We start from the raw sequence: 24373 nt of genomic DNA, 5'->3' as shown, positions 1-24373 counted from the left end.
GACCATGAAGAAATCAGTTTTCATCTTGCACCCGGGAAAGGCCCACTATCCGGAGGTTCCCGCCTATTCCAGCCACCTTGCAGACTGGGGCTTCCACGTCGGTTCAGGCACCCTGGATGACCTGGCGCACCTTCCGGACCGACTGAACACAATCCTCTGGGCCCTCATGGGCTTCTACCACCAGGCCATACCAGCAGCCTGTGCTATCCATGACTATCGCTCCCTTTCGGTCGGCAGACTCGCCCAGCTCAAGGATCTTGCCAAGCGCTACCTCAACACCAAACCGGACCTGCGCATATTCCAGAACGATCGGCAACGAGAGTTAATGCGCTTCAATGACGGAATTCCTTCAATCCTCCTGCCGATGGGCGTTCCGAACTGGATTTTCGGGCCCGAATTCTCGGCACCGCAGGCCGGGGACCTCGTGGCGGATTTTTGCTATGTAGGGGACATGAGCCGGGAGCGTCATTTCGACATGGTGCTTAAGGCGTTCGAACGACGCTTCGCCAAGAGCGGGCGCAAGCTGCTGTTAATAGGCCAGCCGGAGCCACAGCTCCATGCGCAGTTCCGCTCCGTACCTGGCATCCACTTTGCCGGCAGACTTCCTCAGCCGGATGCCCTGAAGCTCGTCGCCAGTTCACGCGCGGCGATCTGCTACTTCCCGTATCACCGTCCACACTGCTACCAGACACCAACCAAACTATTGGAGTATGCAGCACTCGGAAAACCGGTCATCTGCAACGACGCCCCCGCCAATCTTGAATGCTGCAAACAACTGAGCATAGAAAGCATTGTCACCGGCGCGGATATCTTCGGCTCGCTTACCGGCGAGCAGATAGATCACGCCAAACCAAATGACCGGGAGCGCTTCAAGGAACTGACCTGGCAGACGGTCATCAATCAATCAGGTGTCCGTGCCTTTCTTCATCCACACGCTATATACTGATCCTCATTAGCTTCCATCTCGGGATGCCAGGCAGCAAAACAAGATCAACGGAGAAATCGCTGATAGATGGCGAAGGAAGGAACCGTAGTCCGGCTCGAAGATTGCCTGCACACAAAGAAAACTAATAACGAATGACAACATTTGCCTGTGTTCGACCGAGCAATTTGGTGGCATCTTGAGAATTCGACGCCAGGACGCGGAAAGCATGTGGAAAGTCAACAAAAGTCCGACGCCACCAACAACTTGCGACGCACTACCCGACAACAGCAGCGGAACCGGCACGACGCACGTAGCCAGAATAATGACAACGTTCACAATATCAAAAATAAACCCGCGGAACGGAAGTGGCGACTCAATTAACGACGCCACTTCAGTCGCCGATCTCCACTCGTTTCCCACTTCCCGCCCTAACGGCAGCCCGCCGCCGAGATATTTCTGAAATACCACGGAAAGCACCGCATACCAAAGCAGGATCAGCAATATCAATCTGAGCGGTCGCAACGCTTTCACCCCCAGCACGTACAGTGACAACCACCCAGCAATAATAATTGCCCAATACCCCCTAAAATAAAGCGAAAAGGAAACGGCCAACACCAAAAACATCAGAACGCGCGCCATCTTACCCTTGCAGCACAGCGCAATTCCAACAATAGCCAGCACTACAATTTCTTTGGATGGCAACCCCGCATACACGACCGCAGTAACCATCCAGAACACCAGCACCAGCCACTCCACAACCTTCAGTTCGCGAACCCCAGCTGCTCGAATGGAAAGAATGAAAGCAGTTAATGAGACCAAACAGCCCAAAACAGAGAGCGAAAAGGTATCCAAGCCAGCCGTTCTGTAGAGCCAGGCAAAATTATCAAAGGAATCACCAAACACGACTGGCGACTGGTGTTGCGCCATGCGTTCAAGCAGCACATCCTTATCAAGCATGAAGCGCGCAGGCAATAGTGATTCATGCCAGATCGCGGCACCGAGAAGCAATCCGGAAATCAGAAGCCACAGACTCAGGGACATGCCCGCACTTAATCTTCTGCGACTGCCAATTTTAAATTTCGCTACTCGCATCGAATGTTCACCATAGGCAACGCCATCGACCGTACGAACGGGCTTTCCCCGGATCCACTCGCCAGGAGCTCAGAAGGCACATCGCCATCAGCTTGCGATCCCGCTCCTCGCCAGCCGGAGCGCAGCCAGCACGCCCAGAACAGCAAACACCGTAGTTGACAAACTCAATAGGGATGCGGTCATCTTTGGTTGAAAATTTCCTTGCCACGCGCTGGCGAATATAAGCAGTACTGCCACCGCAGATGCAAGCTGCAACAGAAATTCATGGCGTTGATTCCGGAATACGATAAATACCTGTGAGATCGGCCCAAAGACAGCGGCGGCGACGAAGGATGGAGCGAGTATCGTAAAAAATTGAATTACTTCGTTCCATTTTCCTCCCAACGCTTGTCTCACCAGCATATCGATGCCTATATAGATTGCCCCGACGGAAAGCAACGCAACCAAGCTCATTATCCCCAGGTACTCGCTTACCTTCTTGAACGCCGGCTTCGAGTAGTTGTTGTCAAGCAGATCCCGACGCAAGACTGCCCCTATACTTTGCGTGAAGAGTGCTACCGGGAACATCCCGACCCGATACCCCAATGCGAATATTCCAGCAATCTCCTTGCCATAGATCACGGGAATACAAATCGGCATCGCATAGATGATGCATGAGTTCAACAAAATTGCCGGAAATCCGTACTTCGCGAACCCATAATTTTCCCTGAAAAATCTGATCCCGATGCCGGCACGGGGGATATTCTTAAACGCCACAAACCAGGGAATCGATGTAAACGTAATCAATGCAGCCATCAGCGCGTGTAATTCAAAAACATGCGGCTCGATTATTTCATTAAAACCAATACCGCAGGAAATAATCAAGAATACCAAAAATACAAGATTTGGCATCAATCGTACGAGAGCCATGCCAAGGTATCTCTCACCGGTGTTGAGTACAAAACCCAGCGCGTTTTGCAAGAATACGGAAAACGCCATTGCAATCACTGCAAGCGCGACCCCGCCATAGATGGGGGCGGCAATGAAAATTAACAGAACCGATAGCAAAGCCGCCAATGCGCAGGCATGAATGAATGCGCTCATGGCAGATTCCGACTGGCGCGAGACGCAGGCCAGCTCATAACGGAGGCCAATGCCGGAACCGATAAACAGTGCTATCGCCACCAGAAAACTGTATCGCCCCAGATTAGCGGGGCCAAAATTCTTGCCAATCAAGAACATCACCCCGAAATTTGCGAGCTGACCGCCAATCACGCCCGCCATGGCGATCAGAGAATTACGGATTCTCGGGCTTTTCTTTTCGGGTTCCATTGCCGTGGCTGTACCCGTTTGAAGTTCTGCCGTGGTCATGCTATCTCGACCTTCCGTCAATTGCCCCATCGCCGAAGTATGCATGTCGATAGCGCTCATATTTATTGCCATAGCCATATCGGAACGCCATCGGATCCAGTGCGTTAAATATCACGCCTTTCACCTCTGCATTCGCATGCCGAAAATGATTCCCGGATTCGGCTATGTCCTCTATTGTTGTTTTCCCGAACCGGGAAACCAGGAACACAGTGCCGCATTGCGCAGCGAGGATGACCGCATCTGTCACCGCCAGCACCGGCGGCGTATCGACCAGCACAAGGTCATAGCGACCGCTGACCGCATCCAGCAGCTGCAGGATGCGCTCGCTCAACAAGAGGTCGGCAGGATTTGGCGGGACGGTTCCGGCGGAAATCAGATCTACCCCTTCCACCACCTCCCGATGGATGACTTGTTCTATCCCTGCAGAACCGGCCAGCACATCTGATAGGCCAGGCTCCCGAGCCTTGCCGAAATGCCGGTTCAGGCAGCCCTTGCGCATATCTGCGTCCATCAACAGTACGCGTTTGCCGCCTCCCGCGATGACCGCCGCCAGATTGGCAGACACAAACGACTTTCCCACACCCGGGGTCGGGCCGCCAACAAGAACGCGGTTGTTGCCAGCATCGAGCATGGCAAACTGCAGAGCGGTACGCAGGCTGCGCAAGCTTTCGATAGCGGGATCGTTGGGGCAGCGACTGGCCAAGAGACGGTTGCCGCGCTTGCTGGAATGGAACTCTTCGGCAATTGCCTTCTGCGCTTGCGATAGCACCACGGTGGCGTAAACATTCAGCCCCGTATGCCGCTCGATGTCCTTTGGATCCTTGATGCCACCATGAAGTGCATTGCGGACGAAGGCCGCCACCACGCCTAAGGTCACGCCGAGTACTGCAGCCAGTGCGAGAACTATCACCCTTCTCGGCTTGACGGATTCTTCCGGCACGCGCGCTGTATCGACAAGGCGCACATTGCCCACTTTGCCAGCCTTCACCAATCTAAGTTGCTGCATACTATTGAGCAACCCCACATACAACTCGTTGTTGACTTTCACATCACGCATCAGGCGCAGAGTGTCCTGCTCCATGTTAGGCAGGGCTTTAATACGGTTGGTCACGCTGCCAACCTTGGCGCTGAGCGAAGCAATCTGCTGGTCGATGACGACTATCGCCGGGTGGCTCGGCGTGAAGCGGTTCACCAGTTCGGTTCGCTTTTGCTTGAGCTCCTGCAACCGCGCTTCGACGGCCGCACTCTCCTGCAGATAGGCCTTGCCTTCTTCGCTCAGGTCGAAAGTGCCCCGCTTGTTGCGCATGGCGTTGTAGCTTGCTTCGGTGCGTTCCAGCTCACTCTTGAGTTGCGGGAGCAAGTCGCTCAGGAACACGAGCGATTTCTCTGCCTCGGCGGCCTTGCGCTTGACGTTCTGCGCTACGTATTCTTCACCGATCTCGTTAAGGATGCGGGCAGTCAGCTTGGGATCGGAGCCCTCCAGCGATGCGCCGATGACGCCACTTTGCTTGCCACGCTCCGCGATAACGAGATGGCGCTGCAACTCCTGCAGCGTCTTGAGTCTGGACTTGCGCACGAGAATGAATTCAGCGCCGGGGTTGGCTTTAAGCTCCGTTACCTCCAACTCGATGACACCGGCCGATTGTTCCACCTTCAACGCTTCGCCAACGCGGCCTTCGATCGGCTTGTCGAGATCACCCTGCTCGATGCGGAAGCTTTCATTGCCAAGCGCCAGCAGGGTGAAGGCCTTTCCTTCCAGTTCGGCAGGTACGTCGAAAATGGCTACCTGGATCGCCTCACTACCCCACACGTATCCACCGAACCCTCGCAGACCGGGCACGGAAAGACGTTTATTCCTGCTTGCCAGCCAGTTTCCGATCAGGGGGAAGTATTTTGGATGCGCCTCGATATAGAGGTGCAAGCTTTCGACCGCCTTTTCCACCACCATGCGCGAGTGCAGGATTTCAATCTCGGCAGCAGCCTCAGCCTTCACATCGAACAGGTTTGAGACATCGCCCAGCAAGCTCTTCGCATTGTTGGGACTGTCTTCGACTTGTATCAGGATGTCGGCTTGATAGACTGGGCGAGCCAAAAAGGCATAGGCGGCACCGAGCGCAAGCACCATGGCAGCGATCGCGAGGATCAACCAGCGGTTTGCGGTCAGGACGTCCAGGTATCGGACGAGATTGATTTCGTCGTCCTGCGGCGCCGCTACGGAGAAATAAGGAGGGCGTTGGGTCATTGCGATACCTTGATGCAAGCAACACGGTTTAGCCGAGCGCCTGGATGCGACGCACCCAGGCGCCAATGCCCTGCTGGATCAGCTGGAACGCCTGCTCAAATACCTGGCGCGGTTCGCGATAGGGGTCTGGAATATCCACGTTGCTTTCCTCGCCCAGGCGGAAGACCTTGCCAGATATTTGCGGATAGAGGCACTGGACATCGCCCTTCTGGTCGTTGTTCATTACCAGGATGAGATCAGCCTGAACCGCGAGGAAACGGGTGAGTTGCTGGGCTCGATGCGTGGAGATATTGACACCTCGTTCCGCGAGCAGGCCCACGGCAATGGGGTCCGGCGGCTCGCCAACCAAGGCGCCGAGACCAGCCGACTGCGCGGACAACCCGGGCAAGGCCTCGCGCAGCAGCCCTTCTGCCATGGGACTGCGGCAGATATTGCCGTTGCAGACGACCAATACCGAGCGAATCATCTCAGGAACCCCGCATGGTGGTTCGTCGTGAGCCACAACTTACCGTACGCGCATCGCCGGCAATCGCCATCGCCTAGCTGCTTTCGGCCAGCCGCCGGCCGGTGGCTCGAGGCATCGTGCGGCAGCGCACACGATCCGTTCATATCCGCCATGGCCGGCACGCAGATTGGCGTTTGGCGCGCAACGGACAATGCTAGTGTTTATGCATCCAGCAGTCTTGCAGACCCCGGGAAGCGCCACGTCTGAGCCAACCGTACTTATTGTCGAGCCTGACTTCACCGGCCACCGCCAGCGCTATGTCGAGTGGGCGGTGCAGGCGTTTACCGAAGCCGGCCGGCGCTGCCTGGTGGCCACCGACGGTAGAGCCCTGGGCCGGGCTTGACCAGGCCCGTGCCGCCGCCCTGGCAAGGAACCACCATCACTCATTGCCATGAACCCCTCTCCCCGACGATTTGCCGGATTCAAGACGGCATGGCTGCCTGGCTGCATCGGCCCCGTTTGCATGGTCTTGGCGCTGTCCGGGCCAGCGGTGGCGCAATCGCCCGGTGCCGCGCTCAGCTCGCTGCGCCTCAGTGGAACCACCTTGTGTGCCGATGTCACAGGAATTTCGCAGGAAGACGCAGCGGCAGTGATTGTCTGGGCGTGCAATGGCCAGGCAAACCAGATTTGGGCGCTCAGGCTGGACGGCACCCAGTATGAGTCCATCGCCCAGCACAGCGGAAAATGCCTGGACATCTTCGGCATCAGCACTGCCCCGGGCGCTCCGGCGATTCAATGGGCCTGCCACTCGGGCGCGAACCAGCGCTTCACGCTGCGTGAGCAGAGCACGGGCTACGCGATCGTAGCCGCGCATAGCGGCAAATGTCTCGTCGCAGAGGGGGGCGGGAATCCGCAGGCAGGCCAGGCAGTCGTGCAGATGCCGTGCGACGGCACCACCAGCCAAGCCTGGACAATCGATGGCCTGGGCAGCCAGCCCCCGCAGGCCAACACCCTGCCGTCAAAGTGGACAGCGCCACAGACGCTTCCGATGGTACCGGTCGCGGCGGCCAACCTTCCCAGCGGCAAGGTACTCGTGTGGTCCTCCTATGACCGCTTCAATTTCGGCGGCGACGGTGGCCAGACCTATACCGCCATTTTTGACCCTGCCACCGGAAGTTCCACCGAAACGCTTGTCAGCAACACTGGCCACGACATGTTCTGTCCGGGCATTGCGAATCTTCCCGATGGGCGGATCTTGGTCAATGGCGGTTCCAGCGAAACAAAGACTAGCATCTTCGACCCCGCCACGTCCTCGTGGTCCGCGGGCCCGCTGATGACACGTGGCCGCGGATACAACAGCAGCGTCACGCTAACCAATGGCGGCGTATTTACCCTGGGTGGGTCGTGGAGTACCACCACGGGTAACAAGGATGCCGAAACCTGGCTCCCGGGTGCTGGCTGGCAGTTCAACGCTGCAGTGTTGGACGACTACTTCCTCACCGGTGATATTGCCGGCCCTTATCGTGCGGATAACCATGCCTGGCTGTTCGCCGTGTCCAATGGCCGTGTATTTCACGCAGGCCCGAGCCGGCGCATGAACTGGGTCGAGACTGCCGGCAACGGCAGTGTTACCTGGGCCGGCGAGCGCGGCGGGGACGCCGATGCCATGAACGGCAACGCAGTCATGTACGACATCGGCAAGATCCTCACCATAGGAGGCGCGCCGAATTACGATTATGTTTGGGCAAGCGCGAACGCCAATCTCATCGATATCAACGGTGGCATCGCCACGGTGCGCCAGATCGCCTCAATGGCGTATGCACGGGCTTTCCATAACAGCGTGGTACTTCCAAACGGCCAGGTTGTCGTGCTCGGCGGCCAGACCTACCCGATGCCGTTCTCCGATGACCGTGCCGTGCTCACCCCTGAGCTTTGGGATCCCGCCACCGAGAAGTTCCGGCCGCTGGCGCCGATGGCCACGCCGCGCACTTACCACAGCGTGGCCCTGCTGTTGCCCGACGGGCGGGTATTGAGCGGCGGCGGCGGCCTCTGCGGCGGCTGCTCGACCAACCATCCCAACGTCGAGATCCTGACGCCGCCCTACCTGCTGAATGCGGACGGCTCGGAAGCATCGCGGCCCGCCATTGTCTCGGCACCGTCGGAGGCCAGCCTCGGTACTTCTATCGCTGTCACCACCAGTAGCGCCGTGAGCAAGTTCTCGCTGGTTCGCCTGGCATCGGCAACGCACTCGGTGAACAACGAGCAGCGCCGGGTCCCGGTGAGCTTCACCGTCGGTACGGCGGGCGAATACCTGATCAATGTCCCGTCCGATCCCGGCATCGCCCTCCCCGGCTATTACATGCTTTTTGCCTTGAATGCGAATGGAGTGCCGAGCATCGCCAGGACGCTGCGCATTCGCTGATGGACCGCGCAATATGCAAACGAGGCTGGTTCGCCGCCTTCAGTCTGGCGCTGGCCGCCGAATGGAGACGCGCGGCCTTCCACGGCGAGTCCGCGCTCACCGCGGATTTGCGGGGTGGCACCCGCCCGCTGCGATTTGAGCGCGGGTTGCTGCCGGATTGGCCGGGAGCCAGGCAGAAACGCGTCGTTCGCTCAGGCCCGCGTGCGACACCCACGCTCACGCGTGGGCTGATGGCTGATTTCAGCCCGATTGCCAACGCGGGCGCTTGCTTTGACGAACACCGCCTGCGCGTCACTCGGCGCAAGCCCGATTACTGGGTCAGGAGAAAGGTCCACAACGCCGTGCACTCGTCATCCGACAACACGTACTGCGGCATCGACTTCGCCAGCATCACTGTCGCCGGATCGATACTGGTGGCGAGTACCCTGCAGAACGCGTCCCGGTCATACCGCGTGGCTGGCCCTCCTCGACGGGGAATCGCACCAAGCAAATAGCCCGCCGTCAACTGCGGGGCAAATGCGGGTGCCCCGCTCGATGGCGTGTGGCAGCTGGCGCACCGCTTTGCGATTGCTGGCAGCGGGCGGGCATCACCCCGCAAATGCGCGGCAACGTCCAAATTCCCTTGAAAGATGGCTTGCCCCAGCTCGGCAACCGGGCTGGCATCCGCAGCCGCCGTCGCGCTGGCGGCGACCAACGCCAGGCCTAAGACCGCATACAAACGACGTACGCACATCGCCGAAATCATCAGTGAACGCGCAACGTCTTTGCGACGCTCAGCACGCCCTGCTTGTTGAGAGCAAACAGCAGGTAATAGCCGGGGACGACGATGCCGGGATTGGACGGGACATTGATCAGGTATTCGCCCGCCGTACCGACGGTGCGGCTCACCGGAACCCGGCGTAACTCGTTGTTCAACGAATGCGTTACCGATGAACGCCGAATGAGAGAAAACGCAGTGACGGAGGTATTCATGGTCACAGCGAAGGAAATACCCGGCGTTGGGAAGCAGGAGTCATGACAGTTGGTGGTTGTGGTTTGGTGCTGTCTTGCCTGGGGACCACAGCAGTCAAGCTTGGGCCAGATGCGCCAGAACGCGCAGGACTTCTTCCGCCCGTGGCAAGGGGGTGCTGCGCCAGCACAGTTGCGCAGCCTCGTTGAAGAAATAAACTTGCGTGGAATGGCTCTCCATGCCCGGGCGCGATGCGCCGCCGGCGAGCGCCGCCCTGATCTGCTCTACCTCGCCAACGGGCGACGTCACGGCATGCCAGGCTGGGCCGGCGTCGAATCGCTTGAGCCATGCGCGCAACGCGGCCGGGGAATCGGAAAGCGGATCGATGCTGAGCGACAACAACTGAACTGGATGGCGTGAACGCAGTTGAGCTATCCCCTCCTGGGCCGCGCCAAATATCGCGCCCTGTAGCGGGCAAACCGAACTGCAGCCTGTGAAGATTGTCTGCACCGCGGAAACGCCGCCAGACAGGACCTTTTGCAGGCGCCGCCTTCGGCCGGCCTCGTCGATGACCCAGATGTCGGGAATAGGCAGTGGTGGCTTGACCGGACCGATGCCGACGTGCGCGTATATGTCGCGAGACGCGACAGCGAAGGTGCTTGCGAAAATGCCCCGAAGCCACGCACGCCGGGTCCATGACGTCATGCTATTACGCCTCCAAGCACAAGTTTTTCACCGGCTCGCTGGTATAGGACACTGGCGCTGCTAGACAGGAACCAGGCCAAGCCTTTCCCCGGCAGGGGAATTGCGATTCCCAGAGCGCGATGCCGAAGTCAATTAATCATAAAAGAAGGCTGCGACTTTTCAAGCGACGCCATCTGTGCGGAGTCGCTCACAGAATGCCGATCTGTCTGAACCAAAGCTCATGCACTGCTGCATGGCGAGGAAAGCGATGTGTTCAGTGATGCCGGATACCAAGCCGTTGAAAGGCGCAGTGAGGCGCAAGACATCGCGCTCAACTGGCATCTTGCGAGGCGCAGCCTGGCTGCCGTTGGCGGCATATTGGCGCACACAGGCGAAAGCCACATAGGAAGATGCAGGACAAGGCATTCGCCCCCAAAACCGGCAACTAGGGAGAAGGGATGCTTATTGATACCAGAAGGGTTGAGCAGGATAGCGTGCTGCACACGACGGTCTGCATCATCGGCGCGGGGTTGGCGGGCATCACGCTGGCCCTGGAGATGCAGCAGCCGGGCATCGACGCCGGTGTGCCGGAGAGCGGTAGCTGTACTGGCCCGGCACGTTCGCACGGCGCCGCACGGAGGATGCAAAAATGGAAAATCGGGGTTCGGGTGTGCCGGGTTCGCACGTCAATCACCTGCTGGGCGCCTTGCCGGGCAAGGAGTGGCAGGCCATATCGCCTCACCTTGAGCTGATACGGATGCTTCCCGGGCAGTTGGTAAGCGACGTGGGGCAATGCATCCATCATATTTATTTCCCGACCACGGCCGTGGTCTCGATGCTGGTCCAACTGGAAGACGGCGCGAGCATGGAAGTCGCCATGATCGGCCATGAAGGCCTGATCGGGATCCCGGTACTGACCGGCGGCGGCTCCATGCCATACCGGGTGGAAGTCCGCAGCGCGGGTCTTGGCTACCAGCTGCCAGCCGACACGTTCAGGCAGGCGTTCATTCAGTCGGCTGCGATCCGGCGCGTCTCCTTGCTCTATCTGCACGCCGTGCTTACGCACGTCGCACAGACCGCTTTTTGCATTCGCCACCACTCTGTCACCGAGCAGCTGTGCCGCTGGCTATTGCTCGCCACCGACCGGCGGCGGGCGAACGCGCTTGCGATCACCCAGCAGTCGATCGCCGAACGGCTCGGCGTGCGGCGCGAAGGGGTGACGGCGGCGGTGGGAAGGCTGGCAGAGCTAGGCTTGATCCAGCATAGCCGTGGCCGCATCGCGGTGCTTGACCGCGGCGGCCTGGAACTGTGCGCCTGCGGCTGCTACCGGCTGGTGCGGCACGAGTACGAGCGGCTGTTCCCGGCCGCTACGCCGGAGCCCGCGCGCGCCGAGGAGAGCGAGGCGCGCTTCCGCCCTGCCGCATCCCTTCATCCGGGGGGCTGCCTGTGAATACCTTTGTCCGATCCGATCAGCCGGCCGCGCACAGGCTGCTTGCGCTGGACAAGGTGGCGGAGGCGCTCAGGCGGCTCGGCCAGGCCCGCGCCAATGTGGTGGGGGGGCGTGCCCAATGGCGTGCAACTGCGCCGAAGCAAACCGGGAGTGCCGCGCGGCACGAGCGAGTACTTGCGCGTGCAGGCCGGCTCCAGCTGGTCGCTGCCGGCGCAAACCACGCGGTGATCGGGCCGCGGTACACGGCAAGCCAGATCTTGAATCGGGCCGGAGGGTTTTCATGACACGTCGCATGGCCTGGGGCATGCCATTCCTGTTCGCGCTCGCCTTGCTGGTGGGCACCCAGATCCCGGGGGCCTGGCGCGACAGCATCGAGCGCAACCTGCATGCGCCGTTTCCGCTATCGTCCCTGGCGCACCTGGTGCTGTTCGCCGCGATGGCCTGGCAGCTTGCCGCGCGGCCGTTTGCCTGGCGGGCGTCGCGCATTGTGCTGGCCCTGCTGGGACTGGCCTTGCTGAGCGAGGGGCTGCAGGTATTCGCGATCAGCCGGCACCCACGCTGGCTCGATATCGGCATCGACCTGGCAGGCGTGCTGCTTGGCCTGGGCTTGTCCGCGGGGTTGTCCGCGGGGTTGTCTGGATATCGCGCCCACCGCACAAATGGCCGACTCAATCGGTCCAACCAGGGCTCCAACCATGGCTCCAACCAGCCCCCCCACCATCTCTGAAGCCCTGCTGCTGACCGGCGCCACCGGTTATATCGCCTCGCATACCTGGGTAGCGCTGCTCGAAGCGGGCTACCAGGTGATCGGGTTCGACAATCTGTGCAACAGCAACGGCGTGGTGGTCGAGCGGATTGCGGCCATTACCGGCAAAACCCCGCATTTCGTCGAGGGCGATGTGCGCGACCGCGCCTTGCTGGAGCAGGTGTTCGCCAGCCACCGGATTGCCGGCGCGATTCATTTCGCCGCGCTCAAGGCGGTGGGCGTTTCGGTGGCACAGCCGCTGGCCTATTACGACAACAACCTGAACGGCCTGCTGACGCTGTGCTCGGCCATGCAGGCGGCAGGGGTCAGGCAACTGGTGTTCAGTTCCTCGGCCACCGTCTATGGCAACCCGCACAGCGTGCCGATCCTGGAGGATTTCCCGCTCTCGGCCACCAATCCCTATGGCCAGACCAAGCTGATGGGCGAGCAGATCCTGCGCGACCTGGAGCGCTCCGACCCGTCCTGGCGCATTGCCTACCTGCGTTACTTCAACCCGGTCGGCGCGCACGAAAGCGGCCTGATCGGCGAGGACCCGGGCGGCGTGCCGAACAACCTGATGCCCTATGTGGCGCAGGTGGCGGCCGGCCGGCGCGCACAGCTGATGGTGTTTGGCGGCGACTATCACACCATCGACGGCACCGGGGTGCGCGACTATATCCATGTGTGTGACCTGGCCGACGGCCACCTGGCGGCGCTGGTCTACCTGCGCGAGCGTGGTCAGGGCCTGACGGTCAATCTCGGCACCGGCCGGGGCTATAGCGTGCTGGAGGTGGTGGCAGCCTACGAGCGCGCCAGCGGGCGAGCGGTGCCCTACCAGATCGTGGCGCGCCGGCCCGGCGACATCGCCGCCTGCTATGCCGATCCAGGCCTGGCGCACCAACTGATCGGCTGGCGCGCGCGCCACGATCTTGACCGCATGTGCGTGGATTCGTGGCGCTGGCAGTCGATGAACCCGGATGGCCTCGCGTCCTGAGGGCGCTCTATCCTCCATCCCCATCCCTGTTTGCAGCGGACGCGCGCCACAGTGCTGGCCTACCGGTCGGCGACCTTGATTCGAAGTTGTGCTTACTTGAGGGTCGGCCGGAATTCATGAATATGTGACGCCTCACATATTGCAGAGGATTTTTTCCCGGCGCCTCCCTTCGGGGGACACTGTCGGCCTAACCTGACACGTGGAGGTTCATCATGGAGATCGACATCCTCGGCATCGATCTCGCCAAACATGTGTTCCAGCTCCATGGCGCCGACCGCGGCGGACGGCCTGTGCATCGAGCGATGGTCTCTCGTGGCTCGCTCCTGGAGGACGTGCGCACACTAAAGCCGGGGATGTAAGGACAGGATGCGCGGATCTCATCAAGGCTGCGGGCATGCTTCGGCAAGAGCCCATCAGGCAAGCCGGATACATGCATGCAGACCGTTTCGACAGCACGAACAAGAAGCTTGCAAAAGGCATCGGGTCCATACATGCACAAGAAGGACGACTACCCCGAGACGACGGTCGGCTCGTGCGGGACCGCCGAGCTCTAACCGAGGCCTCTTGCTGCCTTGCCCACGCCCTGCTCCGCGCATGGATGTATGACCGCACACCGAGGAAGCCGAACATGGCGGCGGGAACCCAGGCTAACGACTGGCTTAACAAAGCAATGCCCGTCAACAATGGGCTCGATCCGAATATCGCGGGGATGACCCCGCGCAACACAATGTAGGTACCCACGGCCAGCACTGCAGATACCCACCACGGCGCATCGATCAATATCTCGCTAAGCGACGGCTCCTTGCTTCTGCGACCCATTTCTCTATCTGTTGTTGTTCTTTATCGCAGCCCGCGGCATACTCGGCGACCGCATCAAACGCTTGCGGAAGGCTCAGGGCCTTGGCACGGTTGAGATGGCCAAGCGCGTCGGCATCTCCCGGACGACCCTCGCTGCGGTTGAAGCAGGCGACCCCGCGCCAACCATGGGCACATATCTGCGTGTCATGTCCGTGCTGGGGGTTGCCGGTGACCTTGCCCTATTAGTCAGCGATACTTTTCAACCGGCGCCCGCGAACTCTGCGGCTGCCTCATCAAAGCGCGCCATTCCGCAGGTTCAGGTTCGGGTAAGGACTGATCCAAGCCGCCATGAGGCTCAGGACTTGCAGAGCATGGCGCTTCACAAGGAAGCAATCCGCCTGATTCAGGATGACCCAGCGTTACTGGACCGGGCCCGAGATGTCCTCAGGCGATGGCGCGCGCAGGGAGACTCACGGTCTGATTCACTTTGGTCCGAGTGGGAAACGATTCTTGCGAAACAGTCGTGGCGCAAAGCGCTTGGCCGAACTAGGCGTGCTCAAGAGCTGCGCCAAGCGTCTCCGCTACCCACGCTTTTACCAGATGCCATTCGGCAGGAAGTGCTAGCACAGGTTCAGGCGTTGAAAAAAGGCGTTGTCCTCGGGGACCAGGAATGAAGAGGGAAGATCTGGAACACATCATTCGCGCTGCTGCCGACATCACGGACGAATATGAATTCGTTGTCGTTGGCAGCCAGTCCATCTCCACCTCTCGCGAGGAAGCTGCTCGTCGGCAGCGGACCGGTTCACGCTCGCCGTCTGATCCCAGCGCATTGGCTGGATGGAAAGCGTTGCCCTTGCCGCCCGCAAGTACCGCTGCGCCGAAACCGCTAGAGTCGCCCACGCCGCGGTTGCCGCCGTCCGTGGGCGTCGTGAAGAAAATTTGAGGTTTGTGCGACGCAAGCGTGAGCCCTGTTTCTCATACTGCAGCACAGAGACAGCTACCCCTCCTGTCCATCCAAATCTGATGTCGGGGTATGAATCATGAAGAGAGAACAGATCAGCCGCAGTGCCAATGCAACCATGCTCGCGCTGTGCATCGCCGACGCTGCCACGCAGGTACTTGCCGCGCTAGGCGACGGCGAGCAAGCAATGAAGGGTAGCGAGGCAGGCTGGCAGGCGCCGGTCGCGCAGTGCGAAGCGGCAGGCGAGCCGCCGCTTGGCGCACACTTGGTCACGCAGCGTCGCGGCTACAGCCACCACGGCATATATGTGGGCAACGGCCGCGTGCTGCACTATGCGGGCCTTTGCCGTGGGCTGCACACGGGGCCTGTGGAAGAGCTGAGCCTAGAACACTTCGGCGCCGGCCACGGCATCGAGGTAAGAACCGAGTCGCTGCCGCGTTTTACCAGCGACCAAGTGGTCAGGCGGGCACGCTCGCGCTTGGGCGAGAACCGCTATCGCCTGCTGAGCAACAACTGCGAACATTTCTGTACCTGGTGCCTGTATGGCGAAGCCCGCAGCGAGCAGGTCCGCCAATGCGCCATCCACCCCATGCGCATACTCCGCGTGCTGAACTCCCTGCTCTCAGTGAGGTAGCCTGATCGAGGCGGACACGCTTGGTCCTTAGATTAAGATCGTGGATCAGGAGTGTGCACAGATGAGCAAGGCAAGACAGACGTACGGGGAAGAGTTTCAGGCAGAGGCCGTGAGACTGGTGCTGGAACAGGGACTGACGCTGCAGTCGGCCGCGCAGCGTCTGGGGATTCCGAAGGGCACGTTGACGAATTGGGTGTCGAAAGCCAAGGCGCCTGGAACAGCAGCGGCACCAGGGGGCGTGACAGTGGCAGAGTTGGCGGCGGAGAATGCGAGGCTGCGCAAGGAGCTGGCCGAGGCGAGGCTGGAGCGCGATATTGTAAAAAAAGCCGCGGCGTACTTCGCCAGGGAATCACTGCCCGGTACGCGTTCGTGAGTCAATGGCGAGAAGTGTATCCGGTGAAGTTGATGTGCCGGGTATTGGGGGTCTCGCGCAGTGGCTACTACGACTGGACACACAGACCTTACGGGCTCAGTCCGGAACAGGAGCGGCTGCGTCTGGCGATCCGGGCAGCCCACAAGCGCACGCGTCAGACGTACGGTACGCGGCGCCTGCAGCGCGAGCTGGCTGGCGATGGATTCGTGGTCGGCCGTGATCGGCTGGCCAGACTGCGCAACGAGATGGGGATTCGGTGTCGGCAAAAGCGTCGATTCGTAGCGACAACTCGCTCGGCTCATAATCTGCCAGTGGCGCCCAACCTACTGGAGCAGAAATTTGAAGCCGACAGGCCAAATGCCGCGTGGGTGACAGACATCACGTATATCGCGACCGATGAGGGTTGGTTGTACCTGGCAGGAATCAAGGACCTGTACACGTGCGAGATCGTGGGCTACGCGATGGGGCCCAGAATGACACAGGAATTGGTGGGCGAGGCGCTGTTCCGGGCGGTGCGCAGCAAGCGGCCACGGCCCGGCCTGATTCATCATTCAGACCGGGGCAGCCAATACTGTGCTCACGGCTATCGCAGGTTGCTAGCGCAGTTCGGCATGCTGGCTTCGATGTCACGCAAGGGAAACTGCTACGACAATGCGCCCATGGAAAGCTTCTGGGGCAGCCTGAAAGCAGAGTTGGTGTACCACCATCGGTATGCCACCCGGCTGGAAGCCATGGCCTCTGTCCGTGAGTACATTGAGATTTTTTACAATCGCCAACGGCGCCATTCGAAGTTGGGGTACCGAACGCCAGGCGAAGTCGCTGCAAGCTACCTCAGTCGACTAGCTGCAGCATGAACCAGACGTGTCCGCGCTGGACAGAACACCTCACAGTTTGGTGGAACAGCCGGCCAGCCCATGCGCTGCTTGCATCCGGCTTCAAGGATCGCTCCTCCCTAGAGCATGACCTTTCCGGTGGCCTATTCGACTAAGCCGTTGATTTATAAAAATGTAGGGCCGTTGCGATACGCTGCCCCAATGTCGCCGACCCGCCGGTCGTTCATGGCGTCGTCGCGACCGACGCCCCGGGCCCATTCAGGCCTTGTTGCCGAAGCTAAGATCGGCGTCCAAGTCGCAGGCGGTTCGGCGCTGCGCCTGCTCGGCGACCACGAGCCGATCGGCGATCGCCACCGCCTCGGCTTGAGACCGCGCCAAACCGGGGCTGATTAAGCGGCAAAGCGGTGGTCGGCGATGGAGGGATACCACCGTTCAGAATGATCGGGGCTGGTCATTGAGCACGGCCGTACGGATCTGTAGCAGTGCGCTGCAGTTGCCAGGCCATCTGTTGCCGTTTGACGAATCGCTTGCTGATCACCTGGTTGACGGCCGATTCGACGAAACCCGATGCGGTTACGGTTCCGTTCAATATGATTTGCGCACTGCAGCTTAAGCAGTTGAGTAGACGATTCGGGATGACATTCCCGCGCAGGCGGGAATCCAGCGTCTTTTTAAAGTCACTGGGTTTTTGCCTTCGCGGGAACGACAGTGGTTATCTGAACGGCATCGCCCCGGGTGGCGCAGTTGCCGTGGGCACTCGTCATTCTTGCCGGATCAGCGTGCGGCGGCCTCTCTCTGGGCCGCCCGCAGGCTTTCATAGACGGCAAATCGCCGTTGATATTCCGCGCTGTTGACATCGGGGCCGCTATCGCCGTGCCAGTACTCGGCCAGGCCTGCGCGTGTCCAGGCTTCAAGGTCGGCACGCACTTCGGCGCGCGTCAGGGGAAGGGCCGCACCGCTGGCGTCGGCGGCATGTGCCGCGACAGCGAGCGTCGAGAAGAGCAGGGCAGCGGCGAGGGAAGAGATCGTGATGGGTTTCATGTTGGTCCAGGTCCTGTTTCCTAGGCATTAAGAGGGGTTGAGCCGGGCCGGCGCAAGCGCACTTCGACATTTTCATGACGGTCCACGACGGGTTTAGACTCGGACAGACTGATTGTCTGTCCTTGGTATGTAGTGTGCGCAACAGAACTCACGCCTTTATCCGTTAAAGATCAAATTTCCGTCACGGCGCACCATTGAGCGCCTATTTGTCCCCCGCTATCGGCTATCCATGCAGAAGCGATGAAGCTAGCCGCGTCACGCTCTGATGGTTAAAGCCGACACCCCATCGAGCAACTGGTCAAGCAGCAAACCGGTTACGCTGTCATGCGACGTAAGAGCGGGACGGTGGCAAGAACAGATTCGTGATTCCTTATGTGGGCATCGCCATGCTCGATCGCGTGCGGATGGAAACGCTGCATCGGGGGGATGTCTGATCTGCTGGCGCCGCGCATCGGACCATGACGCGTCAGGCGGCGACACATGGCGTGGCCCACAAGCGGCGTTCCCGCGCCGCCCGTCGCTGCGCTACCCGGCACCGGGCGCTGCCTGCGCCCGGGTCAGGTGTTCAAGGACGGCTTTGCGCTCGATCTCGGCGGCGGCACTCCGTACGCTCCACTCGGTAGTAACGGTCGAACACACCCTGCACCTGGCTCGTGTCTATGCCCTCGCCGGTATCGCGCACGGTCAGTTCGACGCGTTCCCCGGCGGCCTGGACGTCGACGCTGATCTCTCCGCCGGCAGGCGTATAGCGCATGGCGTTCTCGATCAGGTTCTCCAGCACCCGCTCGATCATGCCGATATCGGCGCTCACCGGCGGACAACCGGGACCTGACATGGCCAGCAGGGCCAGCCCGCGCTTGTTCGCCGCCAGGGCGAACTTCTGGACCACGTCCTGCGCCAGTTCCGACAACGGGAAGCTCTCCAGCCGCGGCTGGACCTCCCGCGCTTCGAGCTTGGTCAGGTCAAACAGGTCCTGCACCAGCTTGCCGAGCCGTTCGCAATGCCTGGTCGCCACCTGCAGGTAGCGATTGCGGTCCTCGGGCGTCATCTCTTCGGCTTTCAGCAGCAGCATTTCCAGGTAACCCTGCATCGATGCGAGCGGCGTACGCAGGTCGTTGCTGGCAAAGTAGAGAAGCAGCTGGAATTCCTTGGCAGTGAGGAAGATAGGCGCGCCGCGCACGGTTACTTCTCACTTGTCGATATCGATGTGCAAGGCCTTGACCTGCACCGTCCTGGGGCCATCGGATGGCGGGTTGGCCAGGGTGTCGACCAGCCGGAAGATCGCCTTGACCCGCGCGGTCAGCTCAAGGACGCTGAACGGCTTGTCCTGGCGCGACATGGCTTTACCTCATCTTGAAACATGTGGGATGTCGGCAAGACCGTCCTTGCATGCCCGATTTGCGGCCGGGGAGCCACTAGAACGCATTTCATGGATGGCAAGCCATTCGCCGGTTTCGCTGATGCCCCGGCCCGTCGACACCTGCGCACTCGTGATGGAAATTTGAAATTTGAGCGAAACAAGCGTGAGCTCGCCTTTCCATACTGCCATCCAGAGACAGGTATCCCTCCCCTCCTGTCCTGAACCCAACCGAAGACGGAGTGTGCATCATGAACAGCGATCAAATCATCCGCGGCGCCGTTGCAGGCATGCTGGCGCTTGGCATTGCCGGCGCCACCTCGCAGGCCATGGCAGCGGCAGGCAACAACGAAAAATGCGCGGGCATTGCCAAGGCCGGCAAGAACGACTGCGGCACCAGCAAGAGCTCTTGCGCCGCCACAGCGAAGGTCGATCGTGACGCGGAGGCCTGGATCCTCGTGCCCAAGGGCACTTGCGAAAAAATCGCGGGCGGCCGGCTGCAGATGTCCGAGTTCGCCAAGCCAGGTGGCAAGAGCGGCGAATTCAGCCCGGCCGCCAAGGCGGCCCACCCGGCCTGAGCGGCACCCGAGCCTGCAGCGGAATGCCGTGCCACGAACCGCGTCACGGCTGACCAGCGCGCCCCAAGTCCTTGACCGCTTCGCGAGGTAGCCCAAATGAAATGCACCACCCCTCTGTCGTCTGCGCCGCTGGATGTGGCCGGCGCAAAGCCTTCGCACATCATCGCCGCTGGGCAGGCGGCGATCCGCCTGCTGGAAATGCTGGCTCCTGTGCTCGATCTCGGCATTCGCGTACTGATCGGCCTGGTGTTCTTCCAGTCCGGGCTGACCAAGCTCGCCAGCTGGTCCAGCACGCTTGTGCTCTTCGAAAGCGAATACGCCGTGCCGCTTTTGAACCCGACCCTGGCCGCCTATCTTGGTACCGCAGCGGAGCTGTGCCTGCCGGTGCTGCTCATGCTCGGGCTCGGTACGCGGGCAGCCGCGCTGGCCTTGTTCGTCTTCAACATCGTCGCGGTGATCTCGTATCCGGGATTGGGCGAAGTCGGCCTGAAGGACCACCAGTACTGGGGGCTCCTGCTGCTGGTCACGATGCTGCACGGCCCGGGCCGGCTGTCGCTGGACCACCTGATCGACCGCTTCCTGCTGCGCGGCAAGGGCAGCCACTAGCTCGAAAGCCCAGGGCGCCATGCCAGGGGCAAAAGGAACCGTCATGCTTGCAGAGAACAACATCGTCATCATCGGTGGTGGATTCGCCGGCACCACGCTGGCCCAGGCGCTGGAGAAGCTGCTGCCGACGACTCACCGGCTGATGCTCGTCAGCAACGAAAGCTACACCACCTTCAACCCGATGCTCGCCGAGGTGGTGGGTGCCTCGGTCTTCCCTGAACACGTGATTGTGCCGATCCGCCAGATGCTCAGGCGGACCCAGTTCATCATGGGCACCGTGCAGGACGTCAACTACGCCCAGGGCAAGCTGTCCTGCACGACCCTGGCCGGCCTGCGCGAGATTCCCTTCGACCATCTGGTGTTTGCCTTCGGCACCCGTGCGAATCTCGACCTGGTGCCCGGCATGGCCGAGCACGCCCTGCCCCTGAAGCTTGTGGGTGACGCCCTGTTTATCCGCAACCGCGTGTTGCGCCAACTGGCCCGCATGGAACTGGAGTCGGACCTGGTCCTGCGCCGCCGGCTGGGCCATTTCATCGTGGTGGGCGGGGGCTTTTCGGGCGTGGAGGTTGCCGGGGAACTCGCCGATTATCTTTGCAGCATCCGGCGCTTCTACCCGCGCGTGCAGCGCGAAGAGCTGGCGGTGACGCTGCTCCATGACACCGGGCAACTGCTTCCCGAGTTGCCCGCCTCGCTTGGTATGGCCGCGGCACGCCACATGGCCGCGCGCGGCATCCGGCTCAGGCTCGGTACCCGGGCCGTCCGCTTCGAAGCCGACACGGTGGTGCTGGCTGACGGCGAAATGATCGAAGGTGCAACGGTGGTCTGCACCGTCGGCACCAAGCCGAATCCGCTGGTCGCCACCCTGGAGCGCAATCTCGCATTAGCCACCCGGCGCGGACGCATCGAGACCAACCCGGATATGTCGGTGCGCGGCATGCCCGGACTGTGGGCCATCGGCGATTGCGCACGGGTCGCCAACGCCGCCACCGACGAGGATTCGCTGCCAACCGCGCAGTTCGCCGTGGCTCAGGCGCGCCAGCTTGCCCACAACCTCGCCGGCCACCTGGAACAGCGTGAAAGCAAACCGTTTTCGTACCAGAGCAAGGGCGCGATGGCCAGCATCGGGCATATGAAGGGCGTTGCCCAGGTGTATGGCTTCAGCTTCTCGGGCTTGCCGGCCTGGCTGGCCTGGCGTGCGCTGTACCTGATGCGCATGCCGACGCTCGGGCGCAAGCTGCGCCTCTGGGCGGAATGGACGTTGTCCATGTTCTTCCCGACTGACATCACCCACCTGCGCTTTACACGCACCAGCGAGGCAGACGAATCGCCACCCGATGGGCTGCCACCCCACCGCCCACAAGCGCCGGGTGCATCGGCAACCCGCATTGCAACGCATGACCTTTCCGGGATACCGCGGGCGCCCTACGCCACCCCCGCCGCCCCCACGCTAACAGGAGATCAACATGCTTGAAGGAAAATCAGCCATCGTTACCGGCTCCAGCAGCGGTATCGGGCTTGGCATTGCGCGCGCCTTTGCCGCCCATGGCGCTGATGTACTGCTGAACGGCTTCGGCGATGCCGAGCAAATTGAAGCTACGCGTGCAGGGCTGGAGGGCGAGTATGGCGTGCGCGTGCGCTATTCGCCGGCGGACATGAGCCAACCTTGCCAGGTTCGCGAAATGGCCGAATTTGCTGCATCCGAGTTCGGCAAGGTTGACGTCATCGTGAATAACGCGGGCATCCAGCATGTTGCCCCGACCGAAGAGATGCCGGACGACAAGTGGGACGCCATCGTTGCCATCAACCTGTCCTCGGCGTTCCACTTGATCAAGGCCGTCCTGCCCGGCATGAAGGCCAGGCGCTGGGGCCGCATCATCAATATCGCCTCCGCCCATGGCCTGGTGGCTTCGCCGTTCAAGGCGCCCTATGTCGCCGCCAAGCACGGGCTGATCGGCCTGTCCAAGGCTGTGGCGCTGGAGACGGCCGAGTTTGGCATTACCAGCAATACGATCTGCCCCGGCTATGTCAAGACGCCGTTGGTGGAACAGCAGATCGCCGACCAGGCGCGCGCGCACCGGATCTCGCCCGCCGACGTCGTGCGCGATGTCCTGCTGGTGCACCAGGCGCGCAAGGAGTTCGTGCGGATTGACGAACTTGCTGCCCTGGCCCTGTTCTTGGCCTCGGACAATTCAGCCTCGATGACCGCCACTGCGCTCGCAATGGATGGTGGCTGGACCCAGCACTGAGGGCGAGCCATGTCGACCAATCCTGGAATGCGAGATGCCGGAGAAACCGGCCAAGCCGTGAAGCCGATCACGCTGGCGTTGCAAGGCGGGGGTGCCCATGGTGCCTTTGCCTGGGGCGTGCTGGACCGCCTGCTCGAAGACGGCCGGCTTGCAATCGAGGGCGTCAGCGCCACCAGCGCCGGCGCGATGAATGCCGCGGTGCTCGCGTACGGCCTGCTCCAGGGCGGGCCGCCACGCGCCCGCACCGCCCTGCACGACTTCTGGCGCGACGTTGCCAACGCCGCGCGCGCCAGCAACCCGTTCCGCAAGCTGCCATGGGAGACCTTGCTGCACAACGGCTACGGGCTCGATTACTCGCCGATGTACCTGCTGACGGACATGATGCTGCGTGTGCTGTCGCCCTACCAGTTCAACCCACTCAACTTCAACCCGCTGCGCGACGTGCTGGCCCGCCATGTCGACTTTGACGCGCTTAACCAGCACTGCCCGATCCACCTTTACCTGTGTGCGACCAATGTCGAGACCGGCAAGGTACGCGTGTTCTCGCGCGACGACATCAGCCTGAAGGCTGTGCTGGCTTCTGCCTGCCTGCCGTTCCTGTTCCAGGCGGTGGAAATTGGCGGCGAACACTACTGGGACGGCGGCTATGTCGGCAACCCCGCCATTTTCCCGTTGATCTACAACTGTGGCGCGCGGGATGTGGTGATCGTCCATATCAATCCCATCGTGCGCAAGGGTGTGCCGAAGACTGCCGCGGAGATCCTCAATCGCATCAACGAGGTCAGCTTCAACTCCTCTTTGATCCGCGAACTGCGCGCCATCAGCTTCGTCACCAGGCTCATCCAGGATGGCAAGGTCAACCGCGGGGAAATGAAGGAGATGCTGATCCACTCGATCCGCTCGGACCAGACCATGATGGCGCTCGGCGTCTCCAGCAAGCTCAATGCCGACTGGGACTTCCTTTGCTATCTGCGCGATCAGGGCCGGGACGAGGCCGGGCGCTGGTTGCAGCAGAACTACAGCGCAATCGGTGAACGGTGCAGCGTCGACTTGCACCAGGAATTTCTTTGATCCACCACGTAGCGCCACCGAAGCGGTCGGCGCGGATTCCTCAACCCACGGAGTTTAGGACCATGACTACCACCAAGCAAGCCGTACCCGTCTGGCATCGCGTGATGCGCGGCGCGATCGTCACCGTCACCCTGTCCCTCGTCTCAGTGATGGCCTACGCCGGCCAGTGCCCCGCCGACAAGCGCGTCGCGGATGGCCAGGGGCAGCGGCCTGGCGCGACAGAACCCAAGGGCGTCACCGATACAGTGCGCGCCTCGACCGACCTTTCGAAGGAGCCGGCAGCCGTAGCGGGACGCCTGCTGCGGCTGCGCCAGCTCGACGTGCAGCCCGGTGGCATCGTGCCATGGCACAGCCACAACAACCGCCCGGCAATCATCTATATCGTCTCCGGCGAGATCGTGGAGTATGCGAGCAACTGCGCGGTTCCGATCGTACACCGCGCCGGCGACGTGACCGCGGAGAGGAACGGGACTTCCCACTGGTGGAAGAATGAAGGCGGCAGCCCCGCAGTCTTGCTGTCGTCCGATCTCTTCCCGGTCGAAATGAAGATGGACCCGCATACTATGTGAACAGGTGC

25 protein-coding genes and 4 pseudogenes are annotated in these 24373 nt (G+C 61.2%); 19 read left to right on the top strand and 10 right to left on the bottom strand.

From position 1 onward, the window contains the following. The first annotated feature begins 4 nt into the window (after window positions 1-4). Window positions 5-946 (top strand): glycosyltransferase, encoded by a 942-nt coding sequence (locus E0W60_RS29825; protein ID WP_135706560.1) that lies wholly within the window; start codon window positions 5-7, stop codon window positions 944-946. Between the two features lie 6 nt (window positions 947-952). Here the strand turns inward: E0W60_RS29825 and E0W60_RS29820 are convergent, their stop codons facing one another. From E0W60_RS29820 to E0W60_RS29805, 4 genes are all read right to left on the bottom strand, one after another. Continuing rightward, complete coding sequence (locus E0W60_RS29820; RefSeq protein WP_135706559.1) at window positions 953-1966, bottom strand: hypothetical protein; 1014 nt, start codon at window positions 1964-1966, stop codon at window positions 953-955. Between the two features lie 138 nt (window positions 1967-2104). Then, the gene (locus tag E0W60_RS29815; protein ID WP_135706558.1) at window positions 2105-3367 is read right to left on the bottom strand and encodes a lipopolysaccharide biosynthesis protein; all 1263 of its coding nucleotides are present in this window, start codon (window positions 3365-3367) and stop codon (window positions 2105-2107) included. Between the two features lies 1 nt (window position 3368). After that, on the bottom strand, window positions 3369-5609 hold the full coding sequence (locus E0W60_RS29810; protein ID WP_135706557.1) for a polysaccharide biosynthesis tyrosine autokinase: 2241 nt from the start codon (window positions 5607-5609) through the stop codon (window positions 3369-3371). A 28-nt stretch (window positions 5610-5637) separates the two neighbouring features. Beyond that, entirely contained in the window at window positions 5638-6075 is a 438-nt protein-coding gene (locus E0W60_RS29805; RefSeq protein WP_135706556.1) for a low molecular weight protein-tyrosine-phosphatase, read from the bottom strand. Window positions 6076-6277: 202 nt separating this feature from the next. On the opposite strand from E0W60_RS29805, the gene E0W60_RS29800 reads away from it, so the two are divergent. The 3 genes from E0W60_RS29800 to E0W60_RS37150 are packed head-to-tail and all read left to right on the top strand — an operon-like array spanning window position 6278 to window position 8970. Then, entirely contained in the window at window positions 6278-6457 is a 180-nt protein-coding gene (locus tag E0W60_RS29800; protein ID WP_205751685.1) for a hypothetical protein, read from the top strand. 48 nt (window positions 6458-6505) lie between these two features. Further along, window positions 6506-8476, top strand: a complete 1971-nt coding sequence (locus E0W60_RS29795; RefSeq protein ID WP_135706555.1) for an RICIN domain-containing protein — start codon at window positions 6506-6508, stop codon at window positions 8474-8476. Continuing rightward, the gene (locus tag E0W60_RS37150; RefSeq protein WP_167884637.1) at window positions 8476-8970 is read left to right on the top strand and encodes a hypothetical protein; all 495 of its coding nucleotides are present in this window, start codon (window positions 8476-8478) and stop codon (window positions 8968-8970) included. Before E0W60_RS29795 ends, E0W60_RS37150 begins: the two co-directional genes overlap by 1 nt. Window positions 8971-9220: 250 nt before the next feature. Here E0W60_RS37150 and E0W60_RS29780 read toward each other — a convergent pair whose 3' ends face one another. Both E0W60_RS29780 and E0W60_RS29775 read right to left on the bottom strand, forming a co-directional pair. After that, entirely contained in the window at window positions 9221-9448 is a 228-nt protein-coding gene (locus E0W60_RS29780; RefSeq protein WP_135706554.1) for a galactose oxidase early set domain-containing protein, read from the bottom strand. A 94-nt stretch (window positions 9449-9542) separates the two neighbouring features. Continuing rightward, window positions 9543-10130 carry an SCO family protein gene (locus E0W60_RS29775; protein WP_135706553.1) on the bottom strand — a complete coding sequence of 196 codons (588 nt, stop codon included), beginning with the start codon at window positions 10128-10130 and terminating at the stop codon, window positions 9543-9545. Window positions 10131-10340: 210 nt separating this feature from the next. Between E0W60_RS29775 and E0W60_RS37715 the strand changes: the two are divergent. From E0W60_RS37715 to E0W60_RS29730, 9 genes and pseudogenes are all read left to right on the top strand, one after another. Then, window positions 10341-10463, top strand: a pseudogene (locus E0W60_RS37715) (IS5/IS1182 family transposase); the annotation flags it as partial. Between the two features lie 295 nt (window positions 10464-10758). Beyond that, complete coding sequence (locus E0W60_RS29765) at window positions 10759-11559, top strand: Crp/Fnr family transcriptional regulator (RefSeq protein ID WP_135706552.1); 801 nt, start codon at window positions 10759-10761, stop codon at window positions 11557-11559. Between the two features lie 280 nt (window positions 11560-11839). Continuing rightward, window positions 11840-12286 (top strand): hypothetical protein, encoded by a 447-nt coding sequence (locus E0W60_RS29760; protein ID WP_135706551.1) that lies wholly within the window; start codon window positions 11840-11842, stop codon window positions 12284-12286. Further along, window positions 12279-13298 carry a UDP-glucose 4-epimerase GalE gene (gene galE / locus E0W60_RS29755; protein WP_135707089.1) on the top strand — a complete coding sequence of 340 codons (1020 nt, stop codon included), beginning with the start codon at window positions 12279-12281 and terminating at the stop codon, window positions 13296-13298. The genes E0W60_RS29760 and galE overlap by 8 nt, the downstream gene beginning before the upstream one ends. 212 nt (window positions 13299-13510) lie before the next feature. After that, a pseudogene (locus tag E0W60_RS37145) lies at window positions 13511-13648 on the top strand (IS110 family transposase); the annotation flags it as partial. A 477-nt stretch (window positions 13649-14125) separates the two neighbouring features. Next, the gene (locus E0W60_RS29745; protein WP_135707088.1) at window positions 14126-14770 is read left to right on the top strand and encodes a helix-turn-helix transcriptional regulator; all 645 of its coding nucleotides are present in this window, start codon (window positions 14126-14128) and stop codon (window positions 14768-14770) included. After that, a pseudogene (locus tag E0W60_RS38420) lies at window positions 14767-14856 on the top strand (DUF6036 family nucleotidyltransferase); the annotation flags it as partial. The gene E0W60_RS29745 and the pseudogene E0W60_RS38420, both read left to right, overlap by 4 nt. Window positions 14857-15244: 388 nt before the next feature. Further along, window positions 15245-15691: a lecithin retinol acyltransferase family protein gene (locus E0W60_RS29735; protein ID WP_135707087.1), complete on the top strand. Its 447-nt coding sequence runs from the start codon at window positions 15245-15247 to the stop codon at window positions 15689-15691. Window positions 15692-15752: 61 nt separating this feature from the next. Then, window positions 15753-16918 (top strand): IS3 family transposase gene (locus E0W60_RS29730; RefSeq protein WP_135706549.1). Its coding sequence is split into 2 segments (ribosomal slippage): window positions 15753-16017 and window positions 16017-16918, totalling 1167 coding nucleotides; the frame shifts between segments, so codons are not numbered across the junction. A gap of 368 nt (window positions 16919-17286) precedes the next feature. On the opposite strand, the pseudogene E0W60_RS29725 reads toward E0W60_RS29730, so the two are convergent. The 4 genes and pseudogenes from E0W60_RS29725 to E0W60_RS37140 form a co-directional block, all read right to left on the bottom strand. Beyond that, window positions 17287-17468 (bottom strand): annotated as a pseudogene (locus E0W60_RS29725) (ISKra4-like element ISBte1 family transposase); the annotation flags it as partial. A 203-nt stretch (window positions 17469-17671) separates the two neighbouring features. After that, window positions 17672-17938, bottom strand: a complete 267-nt coding sequence (locus E0W60_RS29720) for a DUF4148 domain-containing protein (RefSeq protein ID WP_133096763.1) — start codon at window positions 17936-17938, stop codon at window positions 17672-17674. Window positions 17939-18503: 565 nt separating this feature from the next. Next, the gene (locus tag E0W60_RS29715) at window positions 18504-19118 is read right to left on the bottom strand and encodes a sensor histidine kinase (RefSeq protein WP_240746081.1); all 615 of its coding nucleotides are present in this window, start codon (window positions 19116-19118) and stop codon (window positions 18504-18506) included. A gap of 9 nt (window positions 19119-19127) precedes the next feature. Then, the gene (locus tag E0W60_RS37140; RefSeq protein ID WP_167884636.1) at window positions 19128-19277 is read right to left on the bottom strand and encodes a hypothetical protein; all 150 of its coding nucleotides are present in this window, start codon (window positions 19275-19277) and stop codon (window positions 19128-19130) included. A 269-nt stretch (window positions 19278-19546) separates the two neighbouring features. On the opposite strand from E0W60_RS37140, the gene E0W60_RS29710 reads away from it, so the two are divergent. The 6 genes from E0W60_RS29710 (at window position 19547) to E0W60_RS29685 (ending at window position 24365) form a co-directional block, all read left to right on the top strand. Continuing rightward, window positions 19547-19873, top strand: coding sequence for a BufA1 family periplasmic bufferin-type metallophore (locus E0W60_RS29710; RefSeq protein WP_135706548.1), 327 nt, complete (start codon window positions 19547-19549; stop codon window positions 19871-19873). Window positions 19874-20071: 198 nt separating this feature from the next. Next, window positions 20072-20479 (top strand): DoxX family protein, encoded by a 408-nt coding sequence (locus tag E0W60_RS29705; protein ID WP_135707086.1) that lies wholly within the window; start codon window positions 20072-20074, stop codon window positions 20477-20479. A gap of 43 nt (window positions 20480-20522) precedes the next feature. Then, window positions 20523-21950, top strand: a complete 1428-nt coding sequence (locus E0W60_RS29700; RefSeq protein ID WP_135706547.1) for an NAD(P)/FAD-dependent oxidoreductase — start codon at window positions 20523-20525, stop codon at window positions 21948-21950. Then, window positions 21943-22725 carry a 3-hydroxybutyrate dehydrogenase gene (locus E0W60_RS29695; protein WP_133096766.1) on the top strand — a complete coding sequence of 261 codons (783 nt, stop codon included), beginning with the start codon at window positions 21943-21945 and terminating at the stop codon, window positions 22723-22725. Before E0W60_RS29700 ends, E0W60_RS29695 begins: the two co-directional genes overlap by 8 nt. A gap of 9 nt (window positions 22726-22734) precedes the next feature. Continuing rightward, window positions 22735-23796 (top strand): patatin-like phospholipase family protein, encoded by a 1062-nt coding sequence (locus E0W60_RS29690; protein WP_133096767.1) that lies wholly within the window; start codon window positions 22735-22737, stop codon window positions 23794-23796. Between the two features lie 62 nt (window positions 23797-23858). Then, window positions 23859-24365 (top strand): cupin domain-containing protein, encoded by a 507-nt coding sequence (locus E0W60_RS29685; protein ID WP_135706546.1) that lies wholly within the window; start codon window positions 23859-23861, stop codon window positions 24363-24365. The last annotated feature ends 8 nt before the right edge of the window (window positions 24366-24373 follow it).

It is taken from the genome of Cupriavidus oxalaticus (assembly GCF_004768545.1).
GTDB lineage: Bacteria > Pseudomonadota > Gammaproteobacteria > Burkholderiales > Burkholderiaceae > Cupriavidus > Cupriavidus oxalaticus_A.
This window is presented reverse-complemented; position numbering and strand designations above follow the sequence as displayed.

Coding starts and splice junctions, on each gene's coding strand:
- E0W60_RS29825 (WP_135706560.1), top strand. CDS start 5: ATGAAGAAATCAGTTTTCATCTTGCACCCGGGAAAGGCCCACTATCCG.
- E0W60_RS29820 (WP_135706559.1), bottom strand. CDS start 1,966: ATGTCCCTGAGTCTGTGGCTTCTGATTTCCGGATTGCTTCTCGGTGCC.
- E0W60_RS29815 (WP_135706558.1), bottom strand. CDS start 3,367: ATGACCACGGCAGAACTTCAAACGGGTACAGCCACGGCAATGGAACCC.
- E0W60_RS29810 (WP_135706557.1), bottom strand. CDS start 5,609: ATGACCCAACGCCCTCCTTATTTCTCCGTAGCGGCGCCGCAGGACGAC.
- E0W60_RS29805 (WP_135706556.1), bottom strand. CDS start 6,075: ATGATTCGCTCGGTATTGGTCGTCTGCAACGGCAATATCTGCCGCAGT.
- E0W60_RS29800 (WP_205751685.1), top strand. CDS start 6,278: ATGCATCCAGCAGTCTTGCAGACCCCGGGAAGCGCCACGTCTGAGCCA.
- E0W60_RS29795 (WP_135706555.1), top strand. CDS start 6,506: ATGAACCCCTCTCCCCGACGATTTGCCGGATTCAAGACGGCATGGCTG.
- E0W60_RS37150 (WP_167884637.1), top strand. CDS start 8,476: ATGGACCGCGCAATATGCAAACGAGGCTGGTTCGCCGCCTTCAGTCTG.
- E0W60_RS29780 (WP_135706554.1), bottom strand. CDS start 9,448: ATGAATACCTCCGTCACTGCGTTTTCTCTCATTCGGCGTTCATCGGTA.
- E0W60_RS29775 (WP_135706553.1), bottom strand. CDS start 10,130: ATGACGTCATGGACCCGGCGTGCGTGGCTTCGGGGCATTTTCGCAAGC.
- E0W60_RS29765 (WP_135706552.1), top strand. CDS start 10,759: ATGGAAAATCGGGGTTCGGGTGTGCCGGGTTCGCACGTCAATCACCTG.
- E0W60_RS29760 (WP_135706551.1), top strand. CDS start 11,840: ATGACACGTCGCATGGCCTGGGGCATGCCATTCCTGTTCGCGCTCGCC.
- E0W60_RS29735 (WP_135707087.1), top strand. CDS start 15,245: ATGAAGGGTAGCGAGGCAGGCTGGCAGGCGCCGGTCGCGCAGTGCGAA.
- E0W60_RS29720 (WP_133096763.1), bottom strand. CDS start 17,938: ATGAAACCCATCACGATCTCTTCCCTCGCCGCTGCCCTGCTCTTCTCG.
- E0W60_RS37140 (WP_167884636.1), bottom strand. CDS start 19,277: ATGTCGCGCCAGGACAAGCCGTTCAGCGTCCTTGAGCTGACCGCGCGG.
- E0W60_RS29710 (WP_135706548.1), top strand. CDS start 19,547: ATGAACAGCGATCAAATCATCCGCGGCGCCGTTGCAGGCATGCTGGCG.
- E0W60_RS29705 (WP_135707086.1), top strand. CDS start 20,072: ATGCTGGCTCCTGTGCTCGATCTCGGCATTCGCGTACTGATCGGCCTG.
- E0W60_RS29700 (WP_135706547.1), top strand. CDS start 20,523: ATGCTTGCAGAGAACAACATCGTCATCATCGGTGGTGGATTCGCCGGC.
- E0W60_RS29695 (WP_133096766.1), top strand. CDS start 21,943: ATGCTTGAAGGAAAATCAGCCATCGTTACCGGCTCCAGCAGCGGTATC.
- E0W60_RS29690 (WP_133096767.1), top strand. CDS start 22,735: ATGTCGACCAATCCTGGAATGCGAGATGCCGGAGAAACCGGCCAAGCC.
- E0W60_RS29685 (WP_135706546.1), top strand. CDS start 23,859: ATGACTACCACCAAGCAAGCCGTACCCGTCTGGCATCGCGTGATGCGC.